This is a genomic window from Streptomyces sp. NPDC033845 (assembly GCF_055576225.1).
Map to the genome: position 1 here is coordinate 39,779 of NZ_JBVIRI010000008.1, position 15,411 is coordinate 55,189.

At 73.3% G+C, this 15,411-nt stretch carries 17 protein-coding genes; 4 read left to right on the forward strand and 13 right to left on the reverse strand.

The features are described from left to right. Nucleotides 1-21: 21 nt before the first annotated feature. On the reverse strand, nucleotides 22-2,379 hold the full coding sequence (locus tag ACZ50K_RS18740; protein WP_468904120.1) for a helix-turn-helix domain-containing protein: 2,358 nt from the start codon (nucleotides 2,377-2,379) through the stop codon (nucleotides 22-24). 187 nt (nucleotides 2,380-2,566) lie between these two features. Here ACZ50K_RS18740 and ACZ50K_RS18745 point away from each other — a divergent pair, with 187 nt between their 5' ends. Then, nucleotides 2,567-2,887 carry a hypothetical protein gene (locus ACZ50K_RS18745; protein WP_468904708.1) on the forward strand — a complete coding sequence of 107 codons (321 nt, stop codon included), beginning with the start codon at nucleotides 2,567-2,569 and terminating at the stop codon, nucleotides 2,885-2,887. Between the two features lie 73 nt (nucleotides 2,888-2,960). Here the strand turns inward: ACZ50K_RS18745 and ACZ50K_RS18750 are convergent, their stop codons facing one another. After that, the gene (locus ACZ50K_RS18750; RefSeq protein WP_468904123.1) at nucleotides 2,961-3,581 is read right to left on the reverse strand and encodes a hypothetical protein; all 621 of its coding nucleotides are present in this window, start codon (nucleotides 3,579-3,581) and stop codon (nucleotides 2,961-2,963) included. A 6-nt stretch (nucleotides 3,582-3,587) separates the two neighbouring features. Here ACZ50K_RS18750 and ACZ50K_RS18755 point away from each other — a divergent pair, with 6 nt between their 5' ends. Beyond that, complete coding sequence (locus tag ACZ50K_RS18755) at nucleotides 3,588-4,040, forward strand: sensor histidine kinase (RefSeq protein WP_468904125.1); 453 nt, start codon at nucleotides 3,588-3,590, stop codon at nucleotides 4,038-4,040. An 89-nt stretch (nucleotides 4,041-4,129) separates the two neighbouring features. Here the strand turns inward: ACZ50K_RS18755 and ACZ50K_RS18760 are convergent, their stop codons facing one another. Further along, entirely contained in the window at nucleotides 4,130-5,233 is a 1,104-nt protein-coding gene (locus ACZ50K_RS18760) for an AI-2E family transporter (protein WP_468904127.1), read from the reverse strand. 92 nt (nucleotides 5,234-5,325) lie between these two features. Continuing rightward, nucleotides 5,326-5,529, reverse strand: a complete 204-nt coding sequence (locus tag ACZ50K_RS18765) for a hypothetical protein (protein ID WP_468904130.1) — start codon at nucleotides 5,527-5,529, stop codon at nucleotides 5,326-5,328. A gap of 18 nt (nucleotides 5,530-5,547) precedes the next feature. Here ACZ50K_RS18765 and ACZ50K_RS18770 point away from each other — a divergent pair, with 18 nt between their 5' ends. Continuing rightward, nucleotides 5,548-5,679 (forward strand): hypothetical protein, encoded by a 132-nt coding sequence (locus tag ACZ50K_RS18770; protein WP_468904132.1) that lies wholly within the window; start codon nucleotides 5,548-5,550, stop codon nucleotides 5,677-5,679. Between the two features lie 71 nt (nucleotides 5,680-5,750). Here the strand turns inward: ACZ50K_RS18770 and ACZ50K_RS18775 are convergent, their stop codons facing one another. The 6 genes from ACZ50K_RS18775 to ACZ50K_RS18800 all read right to left on the reverse strand — a co-directional run bounded on the left by ACZ50K_RS18775 (nucleotide 5,751) and on the right by ACZ50K_RS18800 (nucleotide 11,869). Next, the gene (locus tag ACZ50K_RS18775) at nucleotides 5,751-6,695 is read right to left on the reverse strand and encodes an SDR family oxidoreductase (RefSeq protein WP_468904135.1); all 945 of its coding nucleotides are present in this window, start codon (nucleotides 6,693-6,695) and stop codon (nucleotides 5,751-5,753) included. Next, nucleotides 6,692-6,952 carry a hypothetical protein gene (locus tag ACZ50K_RS18780; RefSeq protein ID WP_468904138.1) on the reverse strand — a complete coding sequence of 87 codons (261 nt, stop codon included), beginning with the start codon at nucleotides 6,950-6,952 and terminating at the stop codon, nucleotides 6,692-6,694. Before ACZ50K_RS18780 ends, ACZ50K_RS18775 begins: the two co-directional genes overlap by 4 nt. 156 nt (nucleotides 6,953-7,108) lie before the next feature. Further along, the gene (locus ACZ50K_RS18785; RefSeq protein ID WP_468904140.1) at nucleotides 7,109-8,491 is read right to left on the reverse strand and encodes an endonuclease domain-containing protein; all 1,383 of its coding nucleotides are present in this window, start codon (nucleotides 8,489-8,491) and stop codon (nucleotides 7,109-7,111) included. A gap of 141 nt (nucleotides 8,492-8,632) precedes the next feature. Beyond that, the gene (locus ACZ50K_RS18790; protein WP_468904142.1) at nucleotides 8,633-9,640 is read right to left on the reverse strand and encodes a 3-oxoacyl-ACP synthase III family protein; all 1,008 of its coding nucleotides are present in this window, start codon (nucleotides 9,638-9,640) and stop codon (nucleotides 8,633-8,635) included. Continuing rightward, on the reverse strand, nucleotides 9,637-9,900 hold the full coding sequence (locus ACZ50K_RS18795; protein ID WP_468904143.1) for an acyl carrier protein: 264 nt from the start codon (nucleotides 9,898-9,900) through the stop codon (nucleotides 9,637-9,639). Before ACZ50K_RS18795 ends, ACZ50K_RS18790 begins: the two co-directional genes overlap by 4 nt. A gap of 64 nt (nucleotides 9,901-9,964) precedes the next feature. Next, nucleotides 9,965-11,869: a ThiF family adenylyltransferase gene (locus ACZ50K_RS18800; RefSeq protein WP_468904146.1), complete on the reverse strand. Its 1,905-nt coding sequence runs from the start codon at nucleotides 11,867-11,869 to the stop codon at nucleotides 9,965-9,967. A 325-nt stretch (nucleotides 11,870-12,194) separates the two neighbouring features. Here ACZ50K_RS18800 and ACZ50K_RS18805 point away from each other — a divergent pair, with 325 nt between their 5' ends. Then, on the forward strand, nucleotides 12,195-12,761 hold the full coding sequence (locus ACZ50K_RS18805; RefSeq protein WP_468904148.1) for a DUF6817 domain-containing protein: 567 nt from the start codon (nucleotides 12,195-12,197) through the stop codon (nucleotides 12,759-12,761). Nucleotides 12,762-12,771: 10 nt separating this feature from the next. On the opposite strand, the gene ACZ50K_RS18810 is transcribed toward ACZ50K_RS18805, so the two are convergent. The 3 genes from ACZ50K_RS18810 to ACZ50K_RS18820 form a co-directional block, all read right to left on the reverse strand. Continuing rightward, a complete protein-coding gene (locus tag ACZ50K_RS18810; protein WP_468904151.1) occupies nucleotides 12,772-13,446 on the reverse strand; it encodes a vitamin K epoxide reductase family protein in 675 nt (224 codons plus the stop codon). Nucleotides 13,447-13,473: 27 nt separating this feature from the next. Continuing rightward, complete coding sequence (locus ACZ50K_RS18815) at nucleotides 13,474-13,959, reverse strand: SsgA family sporulation/cell division regulator (RefSeq protein ID WP_468904154.1); 486 nt, start codon at nucleotides 13,957-13,959, stop codon at nucleotides 13,474-13,476. A 545-nt stretch (nucleotides 13,960-14,504) separates the two neighbouring features. Next, complete coding sequence (locus ACZ50K_RS18820) at nucleotides 14,505-15,236, reverse strand: DUF7873 family protein (RefSeq protein WP_468904155.1); 732 nt, start codon at nucleotides 15,234-15,236, stop codon at nucleotides 14,505-14,507. Nucleotides 15,237-15,411 lie beyond the last annotated feature (175 nt).

Sequence of the window (15,411 nt, forward strand, 5' to 3'; positions counted from 1 at the left end):
TGAGCGGCCGGTCCGGACGCCTCAGCTGCGGGTGGTGAGGCGGGTGACCGCCGCGTCGTAGCGTGCGCGGAGTCCGTCCTCGGGGGCGGCGCGCAGCAGGGCGCCGAGTGCCCGTACGGCTCCGTCGTCGTAGCCGGCGGATTCCGCCTCGCGGGCCGCCCGTTCGAGCTGCCGGATGCCCTCGGCCTGCTCGCCGAGTCCCAGCAGGGCCTCGCCGCGGACCAGGAGGATCAGGATCCCGGGCACGTCGGGCGTCCCCGGCCGCTCGCGCTCGTCGAAGGCCAGGACCTCGTTCGCCGTGTCGAGGGCCTCGCGCCACTTCCCGGCGTCGGCGCGGTGGCGGGCGAGGTGCTGCATGGCGAGGCGTTCGATGGTCCGGTCCTCGGCCTTGCGCGCCAGCTCGGCCGCCCGCCCGCATCCCTCGGCGGCCTCGTCCAGGCGGCCGAGCGCCGACTGGGCCAGGGCCAGGACGACGAGGGCGTTCGCCTCGCCGACCGGGTCGTCGGCGCGGGCGGCGAGCGCGGACACGGCTCCCAGGCGGGTCAGCGCCTCCTCGACTCGCCCTTCCTCGGTCAGCACCCAGCCGAGCACATTGAGTACGCGTGCCTCGCCGTGCCGGTCGCCGTCGGCCCGGGCGGCCTCCAGCGCGGTCTCCAGGAGCGGGGCCCAGCCGTCCCGGACCCGCCAGACGATCAGCGGCCACAGGGTGAGGACGATCCGCCAGGTCCGGCCGTGGAGTCCGGCGGCGTGGGAGGCGGCCACGGCCAGGGTGAGCTCGTCGCGCTCGGCCGCGTACCAGGCCACGGCTGCGGGCCGGTCGGCGAACTCCCGGACGGCGGGGGGCGGCAGGTGGTCGGCCGGCAGTGGGAAGCAGTCCTCGTTGCCGGGTTCGGCCGCCGCCATCGCCGCGAGGGCGGTGGCGATGGAGTGGTCCAGCAGTCGGGTCAGTGCGTCGGGGCCGCCGTCCAGGCTGCGTGCGTAGAGGCGGACCAGGTCGTGCATGGTCCACCGGCCGGGGGCCGTCTCCGTGACCAGGTGGGCGACGGAAAGTCGTTCCAGGGAGGCCTCGGCGGCTGCCGGGTCGGTGTCCGCGAGGGCCGCCGCCTTGTACCGGTCCACGTGCGTGCCGGGGTGGCGGCCGAGGCGGGCGAACTGGCGGGAGGCCTCGGGCGGGAGCTGTTGCAGCGTCAGGCGGAGCGCGGCGCGGACGCCGGTGTCCTCGACGTCCAGGAGGCCCAGTCGGCGCGTCTCGTCGGACAGTTCGTCCGCCATCGCGCCGAGCGGCCGGTCGGGCTGCCCCGCCAGTCGGGCGGCCGCCACCCGCAGTGCGAGGGGCAGCCCGCCGCACAGTTCGGCGAGCCTGCGTGCGGCGGCGGGTTCGGCGCGTACCCGTTCGGTGCCGAGGACCTCGGCGAGGAGCAGGGTGCCGTCCACCGGGCCGAGGACGTCCACGGCGACCGGCCGGGCGTTGTCGGTGACGATCAGGCCCGGCAGCCGGTGCCTGCTGGTGACGACGGTGACGCAGTGGGGTCCGCCGGGGAGCAGCGGTCGGACCTGTTCGGAGTCCCGGGCGTTGTCGAGCACGACGAGGAGCCGGCGGTCGTCGGCGAGCGAACGGAACAGCGCGGCCGCGGCGTTCGCCGTCTCCGGTATCCGGGTGTGCGGCACACCGAGCGCGAGCAGGAACTCGCGGAGCACCTCGACGGGGGCGGGCTCGGCCGTGTCGCCGAAGCCGCGCAGGTCGGCGTAGAGGCGGCCGTCGGGGAAGGCGGCCCGGCCCTGGTGGGCCCAGTGCAGTACGAGGGCCGTCTTCCCGACCCCGGCGGGCCCGCTGACCAGGCATACGGGCGCCTCGCCGACCGCGGCCCGGGACAGGGCGGCGAGTTCGGGCGCCCGCCCGTGGAAGCCGCGCGGGGCGCGCGGCAGCAGGTCGGCCGGGGCGGCCGGGCCTGCCGGTGCGCCGGGGTAGGGGGCTGTGGCGGGGCCGGGTGCGGGCGGTTCGGGTGCTGGGGTGGGGGGTGCTGGGGTGGGGGGTGCGGGGGTTTCGGGTCCGGATGTTTCGGGTCCGGCGTCGGGGGCGGCGGGTCCGGGGGTGGGGGCCGGGGTGTCGGGGAGCGTCGTACGGGACGGGCGGGGGCGGCCCAGGCTCGCGGTGTGTTCCAGCTGCCGGGCGCCTGCCGGGTCCAGCCGCAGGGCCTCGGCCAGTGCCCGCACGGTGCGGCGCTGCGGGCCGCGGGTGTGGCCGCGCTCCATGGAGGACAGGGCCCGCACGCTCACCCCCGCGGTGTGCGCGAGCTCCTCCTGGCTCAGTCCGGCACTCGTCCGCAGACCCTGCAGAAGCGCGCCGAAGCCGCCGGTGGCCGGTGTGCCGGTGTCCATGTCTGGATGTCCCCTGGTCAGTGCGGCCCAGCCGGAACGCCGTACCCCTCCGGAAAAAGTATGCACGACGCTACTTCTGCCGGTGAAACCTCCTGTTCCGGCGCCGTTCCATGGGGTTGACTGCTTGCCCGCTCCGGCCCGGTGGTGCCGCGCCGGCGCGGGCGGTGTGTGGCAGGCTCGCGGTGTGGTGCGGCGGTCCGGAGGACCCGAGCGGACCCCCGACGGACGGTACGTCGTCATCGGCGGGCGCCGGTGGCGTGCCACCGATCCGGACGTCCCCGAGGAGGCGGCCGCGCGGCTGCGCTCCCATCTGATGGCGGCCCGGCGTGCCGTGGGGGCGGCGCTGCGGGCCGAGGACCGGTCGGCCGAGCGGGCGGCCAGGGCCCGCGTGCAGTCGGCTAAGGTCGCCCTCGGGGAACGCGGGACACCTTGGTGGGAGCAGAGCGCGGCCGAGCGGCGCAGGCGTTGGAGGGAAGGCCTCGACGCGCTGGACCGGTCCGAGGGGTGACCGGCCCTGCCGGGCCGTGAGACGGCCGCGGCGGGTGCAGCGGTGCGGCGGGCCGTGAGACGGCCGCGGCGGGTCAGTGTGTGGGCGTGCCGTCCGGGAGCTGTCGCTTGTAGTAGCGCCAGGGGAACCAGCCCGCGCCGACGGGGATCCATCCGTCCGCTTCCATCCGGCTGTGCCGGCTGCCCGAGGCGAGCGGTACCCGGCAGTGCTCCCAGAGGTGTGCCGAGGCCTCGACCTCGTGGAAGAAGGCCCCGTAGCCGACGAGGTGCCATCCCTCGCGGCCGGCCTCGGCGAGGGCCGCCATCTCGTTGAACGCGGACAGCGGGCTGAGGACGCGGCGTTCGGCGGAGGGCCCGTCGCCCGGTGCGGTCGGGGCCGCGGTGATATCGCCGGCCTTGGCGGCGAAGCGCTGCTGGGCGGCCTGCCGGCTCACGCCCAGCACACGTCCGACGGTGTCCCAGCTGTGTCCGGCGGCCCTGGCCCCCTGCACGGCCTCGCGCAGCAGCCGGCTCGCCTCCTCCGCGCCGACCCTGGAGGCCCCGATCAGTCGCAGATAGCCACCGGGGTCGTGTTCCAGCGATGCGGCCAGCCCTTCTCGGGCGCCGAGGACGGCGGCGGCGATCCCCTCGCGGATCCGGATGCTCTCCTGCGGGTCCAGCAGCGGTTCGTCGGACGCCTCCCGCGCATCCGTCATCGGGTCGTGTCCGATCGGCGTGCCGCGCCGAGCGGATCCAGCGCGTCCAGGACCTCCTCGTCGCGACGCGCCCGGGCGGCGGCGGCGCGTGCGGCGGTGTGGACGGTGGGGGCGGCGCCGCTGCCCGACCGGGTGCAGTCGGCCCTGCTGCGGATCGCGCAGGGCGCGCTCGCCAACGTAAGGGAGCATTCCGGTGCCACCGGGGCCCGGCTCACACTGACCCGGCTGGAGGACCGGGTGATCCTCGACGTCGCCGACAACGGGCGCGGCTTCACCCCCGCACCCGCGCCCCCCGACGGTCTTCCCGAGGCCCCGGCCGGTGACCGCGGGCACGGTCTGCCGGCGATGCGGGCCCGTGTGCGGCAGCTCGGCGGCAGCCTGACCATCGAGTCGGCCCCCGGCGAGGGGACCGTGCTCACGGCCTCCGTTCCGGCGACCGGACCGCCGCCCGGCCCCTGACCGCCCGTACGCCGCGCATGACGGGCGGGACGGGCGGGACGGGCGGGCGTACGGCGGGTGTGCCGGCTAAGCCGGGTGTGGTGCGGCGGTCAGCCGGTGGCGGTCACCGGTGAATCCTCAGGCTCCTCCAGCGGGTCGGTGAGTTGCTCCCGTAGGTAGTTCCACACCACGGCGACCAGGGCCGCGACGGGGACTGCCAGGAGGCTTCCGACGACCCCGGCCAGGCTGCCGCCCAGGGTCACCGCGAGCAGGATCACCGCCGCGTGCAGGCCCAGGCCGCGGCTCTGGATCATCGGCTGGAAGACGTTTCCTTCGAGCTGCTGCACCAGCACGATGATCCCGAGCACGATCAGGGCGTCGGTCAGACCGTTCGACACCAGGGCGATGAGCACGGCCACCAGGCCGGCGAACAGGGCGCCGACGATCGGCACGAAGGCGGAGACGAAGGTCAGCACCGCCAGCGGCAGCACCAGCGGAACGCCGACGATCCACAGGCCGATGCCGATGAACACCGCGTCGAGGAGGCCGACGAAGGCCTGGGAGCGGACGAACGATCCGAGGGTGTCCCAGGCGCGTGCGGCGACCGTCGGCACGTCGACGGCGAAGCGGCCGGGCAGCTGGCGGGTCAGCCAGGGCAGGAACCGCGGGCCGTCCTTGAGGAAGAAGAACATCAGGAAGACCGCGAGGACGGCGGTGACCAGTCCGTTGAAGACGGTGCCGACGCCGGTGGCCACGGTGGATACCGCGCTGCCGACGCTGTTCTGCAGACGGTCCATGCCCGCGTCGACGGCGCCGGTGAGCTGGTCGTCACCGATGTTGAGCGGTGGTCCGGCGGCCCATTCGCGGAGCCGCTGGATGCCTTCGCGGACCCCGTCGACCAGCTCTCCCGACTGGGAGCCGACGGGGATCGCGATCAGTGCCACCACTCCGGCGGCCAGCAGCAGGAAGCCGACCGTCACCGTGGACGCGGCCAGGGCCGGCGGCCATCCGTGCTTGCGCAGATAGGCGGCCACCGGCCAGGTGAGGGTGGTGAGCAACAGGGCGACTATGAGCGGCCAGACCACCGACCACATCCGACCGACGATCCAGAGGCTCACCGCCGCCATCACCAGGACCAGGAGTGACTCGGCACTGAAGCGTGCGGATGTACGAAGGGCGGCGGCGGCCCTCCGGGAGCTCAGGGTGACAGACATGGGGTCACCCTATGCACCTGCCGGGAGGGCCGGTTCAGGGGCATCGGGGCCCCACTGCCCGCCGGCCCCGGAACTCCCGGACCTCCCGGACCTCAGGGTGCCGCTCGGGGCAGCTCGGCCCGGGCACGGGCCCGGTCCGCGGCCGCGGTGAGCGCGGTCGCTCCGGCGAGCAGGAGGACGAGTTGGACGGTCCACAACACGCTGACGGCCGTCGGGAGTTCCATGCCGAGGGTGATGCGCAGCATGTCGGCCCGTACGAGCGCGGCACAGGCCGCGACCCCGGCCAGGGCGCGCATCAGGGACCCGGCACGGTCGTGCCCGTCACCTGCAAGGTGAAGGGTGAGCAGGTCGGCGACAACAACCTCTGGTACCGGCTCGCCGACGGGCGCGGCTGGATCGCCGCCCGCTACGCCGAGAACCTCGGCGACATCCCGTTCTGCCGCTGAGGCGCCGGCTCCGCAGGACGGCGGGCCGCCCCACCCACGGGCGGCCCGCCGTCCCGGCAGGCTCGCCGGGGTCAGCGGAAGGCGTCGGTGTTCTCCCGCGCCCAGTCCTCGTACGTGCGCGGCGACCGGCCGATGATCTCCGCCACGGACGGGCGTTGGTCGGCCGTCCAGCGGGACAGTTCGTCGAACCGGGCGCCGTACTCCTCCAGGGCGTAGAGGGTCACGTCGATCGCGCCGTCGGGCCAGCCGAGTTGCCGCCAGGCGGCGCGGCTCGCCTCCGGGGTGAGTTCGAGCGTGTCGAGGGGGCGGCCGAGTGCGGTGGCGAGGCTGCGGATCCGTGAACGGGTGCTCAGTGGCGGGCCGACCGCCTCGACGATCGTCTCGGTCCAGTCGTCGCCGCCGGTGAGCAGCGTCGCGGCCACGGCCGCGAGGTCCTCCTCGTGGATGAAGGGGTAGTGGCCACGGTCCAGGAAGGCCTCCCGGACGACTCCCGCGGTGCGTACGCTGTCGGGCCAGTCCGAGCCGGTGGCCGGATAGGTGCCCTCAAGTACGGCGCCCATCACGGCCGATGGCCGGATGTGCGTCCATCCGATCCCCGAGCGTTCCACCGCCTTCTCGATCGCCAGCCAGAACCAGGTCTCCGGCGGATGGGCCTGCTCGTACTCCGGCCCGTGGGAGGACAGCAGGACGACCTTCCGTGTGCCGGCGGTCCGCGCCAGGGTGAGGGCGTCCCCGACGGTGGAGGGGTGCGCGCCGGCCAGGAACAGGGCCTCGACCCCGTCGAAGGCCCCGGGGCACTCCAGCGGGCGGGTGATGGAACCCTCCACGACCTCGACCGCGCCGGGCCAGCCGCCGCGCTGGTCCGGTTCGGCGAGGACCCGTACCCGGCGGCCCATGGCGACGAGCTGTCCGGCCAGCTGACGGCCGACGATCCCGGTGGGGCTGCTCCCCTCGTCCTTGCGCGGGGCGACGGCGGTCAGCAGCTGGATTCCCCCGTTGGGCCTGGCGTTCGTCACGGTAAGACCTCTCCCTGTCCCTGCGTGGTGTCGGGCACACCGGGCGACCATCCGGTGTGGTGGTCCGTCTCCGCGCAGCGCCTCATCAGGACCTGCATGTCGGTCACCAGCGTGGCCCGCAAGGGGCCTTCGGCGGCATCGCGGCGGCGGGCGTACTCCTGGCAGCGGGCACAGTCGGCGGGGGCCTTCAGCCTGGCGCGCGGGAACAGTCTGCCCGCTTCGCGCTCGGCGAGGGTGCCATCGGTGGATTCCGGCATGGGGGTGTCCTTCCGCGTGGGTATCACTCCATGGGGCCTGCCGCACCCTCTTCGGAGCGGACGGGGCATTTGGAGGCACCGGTCACCCGGATCGACGTCACCGGCACACCGGTGTTGACGCCGTTGCCCGTGGTACGCGTGGTGGTTTGGGGTGGGTCAGAAGAGGGAGAGGCCGTCGGTTGTGGTGTCGGGTATGACCGGGCGGGGGTGGGTGGGGAGGCCGGCCAGGCTGTCGGGGCGGGCGGCGGTGGCGAGGGCGGGGGCGGTCCGCTGTAGCCAGGTGCGGAAGCGGGCTACGGCTTCGCGGTAGGGGACCGTGGCCAGGACGCGGTGCTCGCCGGAGGGGCACAGGTCGACGGTGACCGTCAGGAGGCAGGAGCGGGGGGTGTTCTGGGTGCCCGTCCAGGACACCCGCAGCACGCCGCAGGGTTGGCGGCCCCGGGCGGCCCCGGGGATGTGGTGGGTGGGGCGGAGCGGGCGGCAGTCGGTGTGGGCCGTCCATGCGGCGAGATGGGGCAGGGGCAGGGTGGTACGGGTGCGGCAGCCGGGGCAGCGGTGCCAGTGGTGCAGCCAGGTGGTGGCGCGGGTGTCGAAGAGGTCGGTGTAACGGCTGCCCACGCGGATGTCGTCGGGGTAGAGGTGGTCGGGGCGTTCGCGGGTGTTGCAGGACTGGCAGACGGGGGCCCGTACGTATCCGTGCTCGTGGCAGTGGTCGAGGACGGCGGCGGTCGCCGTCCGGCAGACGGAGCAGGTCCAGCCGGCCACCTTTCGGGCGGTGCCGGGGTGTCGGCTGAGCTCGGAGTACAGCCGTCCCGCCAGTTCTCCGCCGTACGGGCGCGGAGCGACCTCCGGGCCCTGGTCGTCGCCGCCTGCGGCCGGCCTGTCCGTGCCTCGTGCCACGGGCGGGCGGGCCGTCCGGGTGGAACGGAGGAGGTGTTGGGCTTCGGTGTGTTCGGCGGCGTCCAGGAGTCTCACCACGGCGCGGGGCAGCCACCAGGTGTGGTCGTGGCCGCGGGTTCGTCGTACCAGCAGGGGCCGCCAGTCGACTCCGGCCAGCTGGCACGGACCGGTCCGGGCGGAGGCGTTCCGGAGGTCGTTCGCTATGTGGCGGCGCCAGTGCTGGAGGGTTCCTCCGGCCTGCTGGTGGCCGGGGACGGTGGTGAAGGGGCCGATGCGGATCAGGTTTCTGCTGTCCCTGTCCCTGTCCCTGTTCCCGTACCTGTCCCTGTCGCTGTCGCTGTTCCCGGCTCCAGGCGTGGGCGCGTCCAGTGCGCGGAGGGCGGCTGCTGCGCGCCGCAGCTCCGCTTCCGGGATGCCCGTGCGGCCGTCGGCCGTGCCGAGTACGGGCACGATCCGGTCGCCGAGCACCCGGTACCCCTCGGGGGGCGGGGTCCGGCACGGGGCCGGGGTGGAGGTGAAGACCGTGGGGGCGGCGGGTATCCCGGTTCCCGCCGTGAGGCCGGCCCAGAGGGCGTCCGCGGCATCCGGGGTCAGCAGACGGCCGTGGGTCGCCCCGTCCGGGGTGGCGCGCGCAGTCATCCGGTCAGGCTAGCTGCCCCGCACCACCCGGGCCCACCCCGCGCCTCCCCCGGCACCCCGGTCCCCGGCGCCCCGCGCCCCGCGCCGCGGAGGGCGAACTCGCCGGGGGCAGGGCAGGCCGGGGAAGGGCTGGGGCGGGGGTCAGAGCCAGCGCTGAATCGTTCCGGCCCAGGTCATCCCGGCCCCTACGGCGACATGGAGGACGGTGCTCTCCGGGCGGAGGCGGCCCTCGGCCCGTGCCACGTGCAGGGCCATGGGGATCGAAGCCGCTCCCGTGTTCCCGAACGTGTCGGCGGTGATGACGAGTTGGGCCTCGGAGATGCCCAGTTCCGCACCCAGGGTCCGCAGCATGCGCGGGTTGGCCTGGTGGGGGATGACCAGGTCGATCTCCCCCAGGGGCAGGCCGGACATGCGGACGAGCTCCCCGACGGTCTGCGGGAAGACGTCGCGGAAGTAGGCCGCCACCGCCTTCCCGTTCATGTGGAGGTAGTGCCCGCCGTCCGAGACGGTGCTCTCGCTCGTCGGACGGGCGCTGCCGCCGGCCCGGATTCCGACGATGTCCGCCAGCGCGCCGTCGGTTCCCTGTGCGCTGCACAGGATTCCCCTGCCGCCCGGTGCCGGTCCCAGCACCGCCGCGCCGGCTCCGTCGGCGAACAGCACTCCGGTGGAACGGTCGGTGGGGTTCTGGAACTTGGAGAAGGCTTCGGCTCCGACGACCAGCGCGTGGCCCGTGGGGTGGGAGGCCGCGAGGACGTCCCGGGCGAGTTTCAGGGCGTAGAGGAATCCGGCGCAGGCTCCTCCGACGTCGGTGGCCCAGGCCCGGTCCGCGCCGAGGCGGTGTTGCACCCGGCAGGCCGTGGCGACGGCCAGCTGGTCGGGGGTGCTCGTCGCCACCAGGATGAGGTCGATGTCCCGCGCCGACAGGCCCGCGTCGGCCAGGGCCTCCTCGGCGGCCGCGACCGCCAGGTCGGACGTGGCCTGCGACGGACCGGCGTAGCAACGCTGCCGGACGCCGGTCATGCGCTCGATCCAGTCGGGGTCGACCCCGTACTGGCCGGCGATGGCCGCGTTGTCGACCCGGCGGTCGGGGACGTGTACGCCCAGTCCGTGGATCCCGAAGGCGGCCGGGGCCGGTACGGAGGCCGTCATGTGAGGGATCCCCTCAGGACGGCCTCCTGGACGACGCGTGCGCAGTGGCCCACGGTCGCCTCCGCGTCCGTCAGCAGCGCGTCGTCCACGGTCGCCCGGAACTCCTCCTCGGCGAGGACGGCGATCTCGACCACCTGGAGCGAGTCCAGGTCGAGGTCCTCGACGAGTCGGGTCTGCTCGGTGAGGTCTTCGGCCGGGCGCTGGGCGACGGCCGCCACGATGGCCGTGACGCGGTGCAGGATCTCGTGGTCTGTCGACATGTCGGGTTTCCCTTGTGCGGTCGATGGTGGGGAAGTCGATGGTGGGGAAAGGGTGCCGGGCTGGTCAGGCGGGGTCGGGGCGGGTGGCGGTGAGGACGTCGCGGTCGCCGGCGGTGAGCGCGTCGAGGTCGGTGTAGAAGCGGCCTGACGGGCGCGGGCGGCCGAGCAGGATGCGGCGGGCGGCGTCCGTGGTCAGTGCGCCTCCGAGTGCCACGCCCGAGGCGAGCTGGGGCCAGCTGCTGAGGGTGCTGCCGAGCCGGTCGATGGAGGCGCTCAGCTCCGGGCTGATGCGTTCGCGGTCGACCATGGCGAGGATGACCTCGACCGCCTGTCCGGGGGTGAGGTCGGTCAGGTCCTCGGAGGTCGTCCCGCCGAGCAGCCCGTGCAGCAGGGGCCGGTCGGGTTCGAGGTCGAAGCGTTCGACGTCCAGCAGGCCGCGGTCGTTGGCGTCCATCACCACCGGGATGCCGAGCTCGCGGGCGCGCTCGCGGGCGGCGAGCTTCACATAGGGGGTGTCGCACTCCTCGATCAGGAGGTCGATCGGGCCCGATTCCTCCGGGTTCCCCGCTCCGGCACCGGTGAAGAAGGCTTCCATCGTGTCGTCCGTCAGGCCCCCGGGGTAGATCTCGATGTCCAGCCAGGGGTCGATCTCCAGCATCTGGCGGGCGGCGATCACGCACTTGTTGATCCCCAGGTGGTGCACTCCCGCGCGCAGCCGGTTGAGGTTGGAGACGCTCAGGGTGTCGAAGTCGGCCAGCCGGAACGCTCCCCCGACCCCTTCCATGGCCAGGGTGAGGGCCGCGCTGCTGCCGACCGAGAGTCCGATGACCCCGATCCGGCGTTCCAGCAGCCGACGCTGCTCGGGGCGCTCGATCCGGCCCCGGTTGCGGTCCGTGCGGACGAGCCGGAACTCCTCGCGGGGCAGCAGGTGCACCAGGCGGCCGGACCACGGGTACCAGACCCAGGTGCCGTACGTGTGGGCGTCGGTGCCGGCCAGTTGTTCCGTCACCGCCCGGTCCACGGCCTCCGGTGACGGGCGCAGGCGGGGGTCGCGGCTGGTGACGAGTTCCGTCAGCTGTTCGCCGATGGTGTCCATCACCTCGCGGACGGCGCCGGAGTCGATCAGGTCCTGGACGGCCGACTCGTCCTGCTCGCGCGACAGGTCGAAGAGCACGGGCTGCCAGCAGGGGCCGTCGGTGTCGTCCGCCTGGGCCCGCGGGCGGGTGACGCCCGGAAGCCGCCCCGGGCTCCGGAGGCGGCCCGGGCCCGGCAGGTGCCCCGTACGCAGCGGGTGCGCCGTCGGCGGGGTGCCGCCGAGGACCGCTTCCCGGGCGGGGACGACCGCGGCGGGGAACTCCTCCCGTAGCTGTTCGACGAGGCCGGTGAACTCGTCCCTGGTCGAGGACCCGGGCCGGTACAGCATGATCACCACGTCCTCGGTGTACCGGTCGACGTGCCGGCGGGTTCCGGGGAGCGCCCGGAAGCCGAAGCGTTCGTGGAAGCGGTCCTGGCCGTCGGCGGTGCCCGAGGTGCCGATCATGGCCTTGGCGCCCAGGTACCACGCCGCGCCGATGGCGAAGGCGTTGAGATGGACACCGAGGCCCAGCTTCCGGGCCTGGTGTTCCACCACCAGGCGGCTGTGCTCAAACGTTTCCGCGACACCGAGTCCGTGCTCCCTGAGCACGTCTTCGTAGCGCTCGGACCCCAGGTGGGCGCGGGTCTGGAAGAGCGCGCCGGTTTCCGGCGTCGACAGCCTGACGTACCCCAGCGGCGGGCCGCCCGCCTCCCGGCGCCCCACGAAGTGCCAGGCGCCGAAGTCCAGTTCCTGTTCGTCGGCGTAACCGCCCGCCGATGTACGGAAGTCGGGGCGGCGGCCGTGGTCGAAGAGGATCCTCGCGCGCAGCTCACGGATCTCCCCGACCAGGTCCAGCGCATTCGACTCCCCGACTCCCACACGGAACGCGGACACGTGCCACGCCCCGCCTGCCGTCCCGGAGGTGTTCATCATGATGGGTAACCCACTTCAGCTAGCGCACACCCTCGGTTGTGCTCCTTGAGCGCGCCCCTCGCGCGCCCGGGATGACAACGAGCGCCCCCTGGTTAGGTTGCGCGCTCAACAAGTGCTCCAGTACTGCCCCGCCGGGCCGCATCGGGCCGGGCAGCGGGCGGCGGGCACGGGTACGGGTGATCCACCGGACAACTGTTCCCGATGCGACCGGTATCCGGACAGTCTCCGGATGTCCGCATACCGGTCGCGCCGGGCACCGCTGAGGAGGTCCCGCCATGATGGGCGCATGATGCACAGCGAGCACCCCCAGACACCCCACGACTCCCCGGCGATCGCCCTGCTCAAGGAGGTGGGGGCGGAGACCACCAAGCACTCCGGCGGCACGCTCCTGACCCATCTGCTGCGCGTCGAGGAACTGGTGGCCGGCTGGGGCGGACGGCCGGCGCTCCGGACCGCGGCCCTGTGCCACGCCTTCTACGGCACCGACGGACTGCCGCTCGTGCTCCTGGACCTCGCCGAGCGGGGCCGGCTGACCGAGGCGATCGGCGCGGAGGCCGAGGAGCTCGTCTACTTCTACGCGAGCTGCGACCGCAAGGCCTCCTACCCCGGCCTCGCCTCGGCGGACGAGGCCACGTCGGTCTTCAGGGACCGGTTCACCGGCGAGGAGTTCGTGCCGACCCTTCAGCAGCGGCGCGACTTCGCCGAGCTCACGGCGGCCAACGAGCTGGACCTGGCGAAGGTGAACGCGTCCTTCCGCGAACGCAACGGTGCCGGTCTGCTGGAGCTGTTCACCCGGTGGTCCCCGCTGCTGTCCGAGGCCGCCCGCCGGGACGTGGCGACCGTCCTCGGCTGACCGCTTCCGGTCAGAACAGCCGGCTGCCGAACTCGCCGAGCACCAGCAGGGCCACCGCCGCGTACAGGGCCGCCGGCACCAGCCAGTGCGGGACGCTGCGCGCCGCCGAGCCGGGGGCGGAGAGGTGCCGGCCGACGTAGCAGAACAGTGCGATGACCACGGCCCACACGACCATGCACCAGGGGCACAGCGCCCCGATCACGAAGACGCACTGGGAGATCAGCCAGAGGGTGAAGCCGAAGGCCGCCGCGAGGACGGCCCACACCGCCTGCCACAGTCTTCGCGGGAGCACCGCTCCGGCGGCCGCGGCCGTCCCCAGCCCGGCCACCGCGGCGAAGCCCGCCAGGCCGAGCAGGGCGTTGGGGAAGCCCAGCAGGTCGCTCTGCCAGGTGTGCATCACGTCCACGCAGCTGAGCACCGCGTTGATGTTGCAGCCCGGGACGAACTGCGGGTCTTCGAGCATCCGGATCCGGTCGTACGCCAGCACCCCCGAGGCCAGCGCGCCGAGCAGGCCGCCGCACAGCAGGAGGAGGCCGAGTGCCCTCCCCGGCGCACGCCGGCCGGCGGCACCGGACTCGGACCCGAACTCGGACTCGGTGTCGCCCTCGGACTCTGTCGGCGTCTCGGGCGCGGTGTCGGGCGCGGTGCCGGGCGCGATGTCGCAAGGGGTGTCGGGAGGGGTCACCCCTTCGACGCTAGGCAGTGACCGCCGTTACGGGCAGGGGTGGAAGGACCCCGGCGGGAGGGCCGAAGGTCCCTGGCCTGCCGCGCCCTCCGGGGCCGGTTCGCGGCCGAGGACCTCGTCGAGGATCCGGTCCAGGTCCTGGCTCTCGGATCCGGCGGGCACCACGGCGTGGCACTGGTCCAGGAAGGGGGTGAGCTCGCGCACGTCGAGGTAGAGCACGGCCGTCACACGGTCGCCGGGTTCCGGGCCGGGGCCCGGGCCGCGCAGGGTGACGCGGAGTTCCTCGGCGCCGTCCTCCCGGTGCGGGCGGAACGTGACGTCCCCCTCCCCCACCGCGCGGCCGAGCCCCTCCGACAGCATCTGCCGGTCCAGGCGCCACTGCGCCAGCACGGTCAGCCCCTCGTAGAAGGCCGCGCGGACGGCGTACGGATCGTCCGAGTCGTAGGAGAAGCGGGCCCGGACCGGGACGCGGGCACCCGTCACTTCGAGCTGGACGGTCATCGGAACGGACACGCGCGGCATCGGCTGGCCTCCGGGGTCGGTTGCACGGCTGACGGTCATCTGCCCGGGGCCCGGACCGGTACGCAGGAACGGCGGAAACCCGCCGCGCGGCCGGAAACGCAACGGCGCCCGGACGTCAAGGAGCCCGGACGCAGAGGAGCCCGGAAACGTGACGGAGCCCGGAAGCATGTCCAGCTTCCGGGCTCCTGCTTGCCACCCAATTGCGCACACCGGCGGCGTTTAAGAGCCAGGGATCATTCTGAGGCCGACGTGTTCTGCCTTTGAACTACCGCGCCACGAAGAGGCGCAGGAGGGACTTGAACCCCCATCCGTCGGTGATCGTCCCTGCTCGGTCGACCCGGTGTTCGGCGGCGAATACTGAGACTGGAGCGATAATCTGAGATTCAGAGGGCCGCCTCTGCCAGGCTTGGGCCACCCCGGCGCGTAGTGCCGGGGGAGGGATTCGAACCCCCAACTGACACCCTCGGTTCAGCTTCAACATCAGTTTCAGCTTGCGCTCTCGCGCACCCCCTGTCACGCAGGGGGCGTTCGTGGGGCTACCGGAAGAGGTAGCCGAACACCGCGTCGCCGACCCGCCGGTCGGTGACCTCGGTGCTGTTCGCCTCCTCGCGGGCGTACTTCACGGCCTGCTGGAGCCGCTCCACCCGGTCGAGGAGTTCGTTGACCCGGCGGGCCGGCAGCGCACCCGAGAACTTCACCGTCGTCCAGTAGCCGACGGCGACGTCCTCGTAGTACACCTCGACCTGCGCCGGGTGCTTCTCGGTGGCCTCCGCCTTGACGTGGTTGCGGGGCACCTTCTTGGTGCGGATGGTCCGGACCGGCTCGGTCTTCCAGGCGTCCGTCGACGGGTCCAGGTTCCAGGACTCGGAGGCGTCCAGCACCGGGAGCTTGCGCACGAAGGTGTGCAGGTCCGTCAGCTGCTTCTCCAGGAAGAGCAGGTAGGGGACCGGGACTTCGGCGAGGAGGACGCTGCCGTCGACGACCACGTCGGCGGTGGCCGTGCGGTTGGCCCAGTCCTTGGTCGCGGTCACGTCGAAGAGCCGGGTCAGAGTGTCCGCCGTCGCCCGGAGCACGTCCTCGGCCTTCACCTGGACCCGGGTGGACTCGGGCGGCAGCTGCTCGCCCTCCTCGTCCTTGGGCTGGTACGTGCGCGAGAGTCCGGCCAGCAGGGCGGGCTTCTGCACGTCGTGGTGAGCCTGGGTCAGCTCCTGGAGGGACTTGGACTTGACGCCCTTTTCGACTGCGATGATCTGATTCAGCTTCGGCACGTGATGAACCTAGCAACGAGCCGGGCGTGCCGACCATCCTATTTTCTTCCGCCGGTCGGCGGCTCTGCACAGGCTCTGGCAGGAAAGTTTCCTATCAGTTAGCATCCGGGCGGCGGCTTGGCGCGGCGCCCGCATCCCCGTACTCCCGGGGGCGGGCGTGACGCGCTCAGCGAGA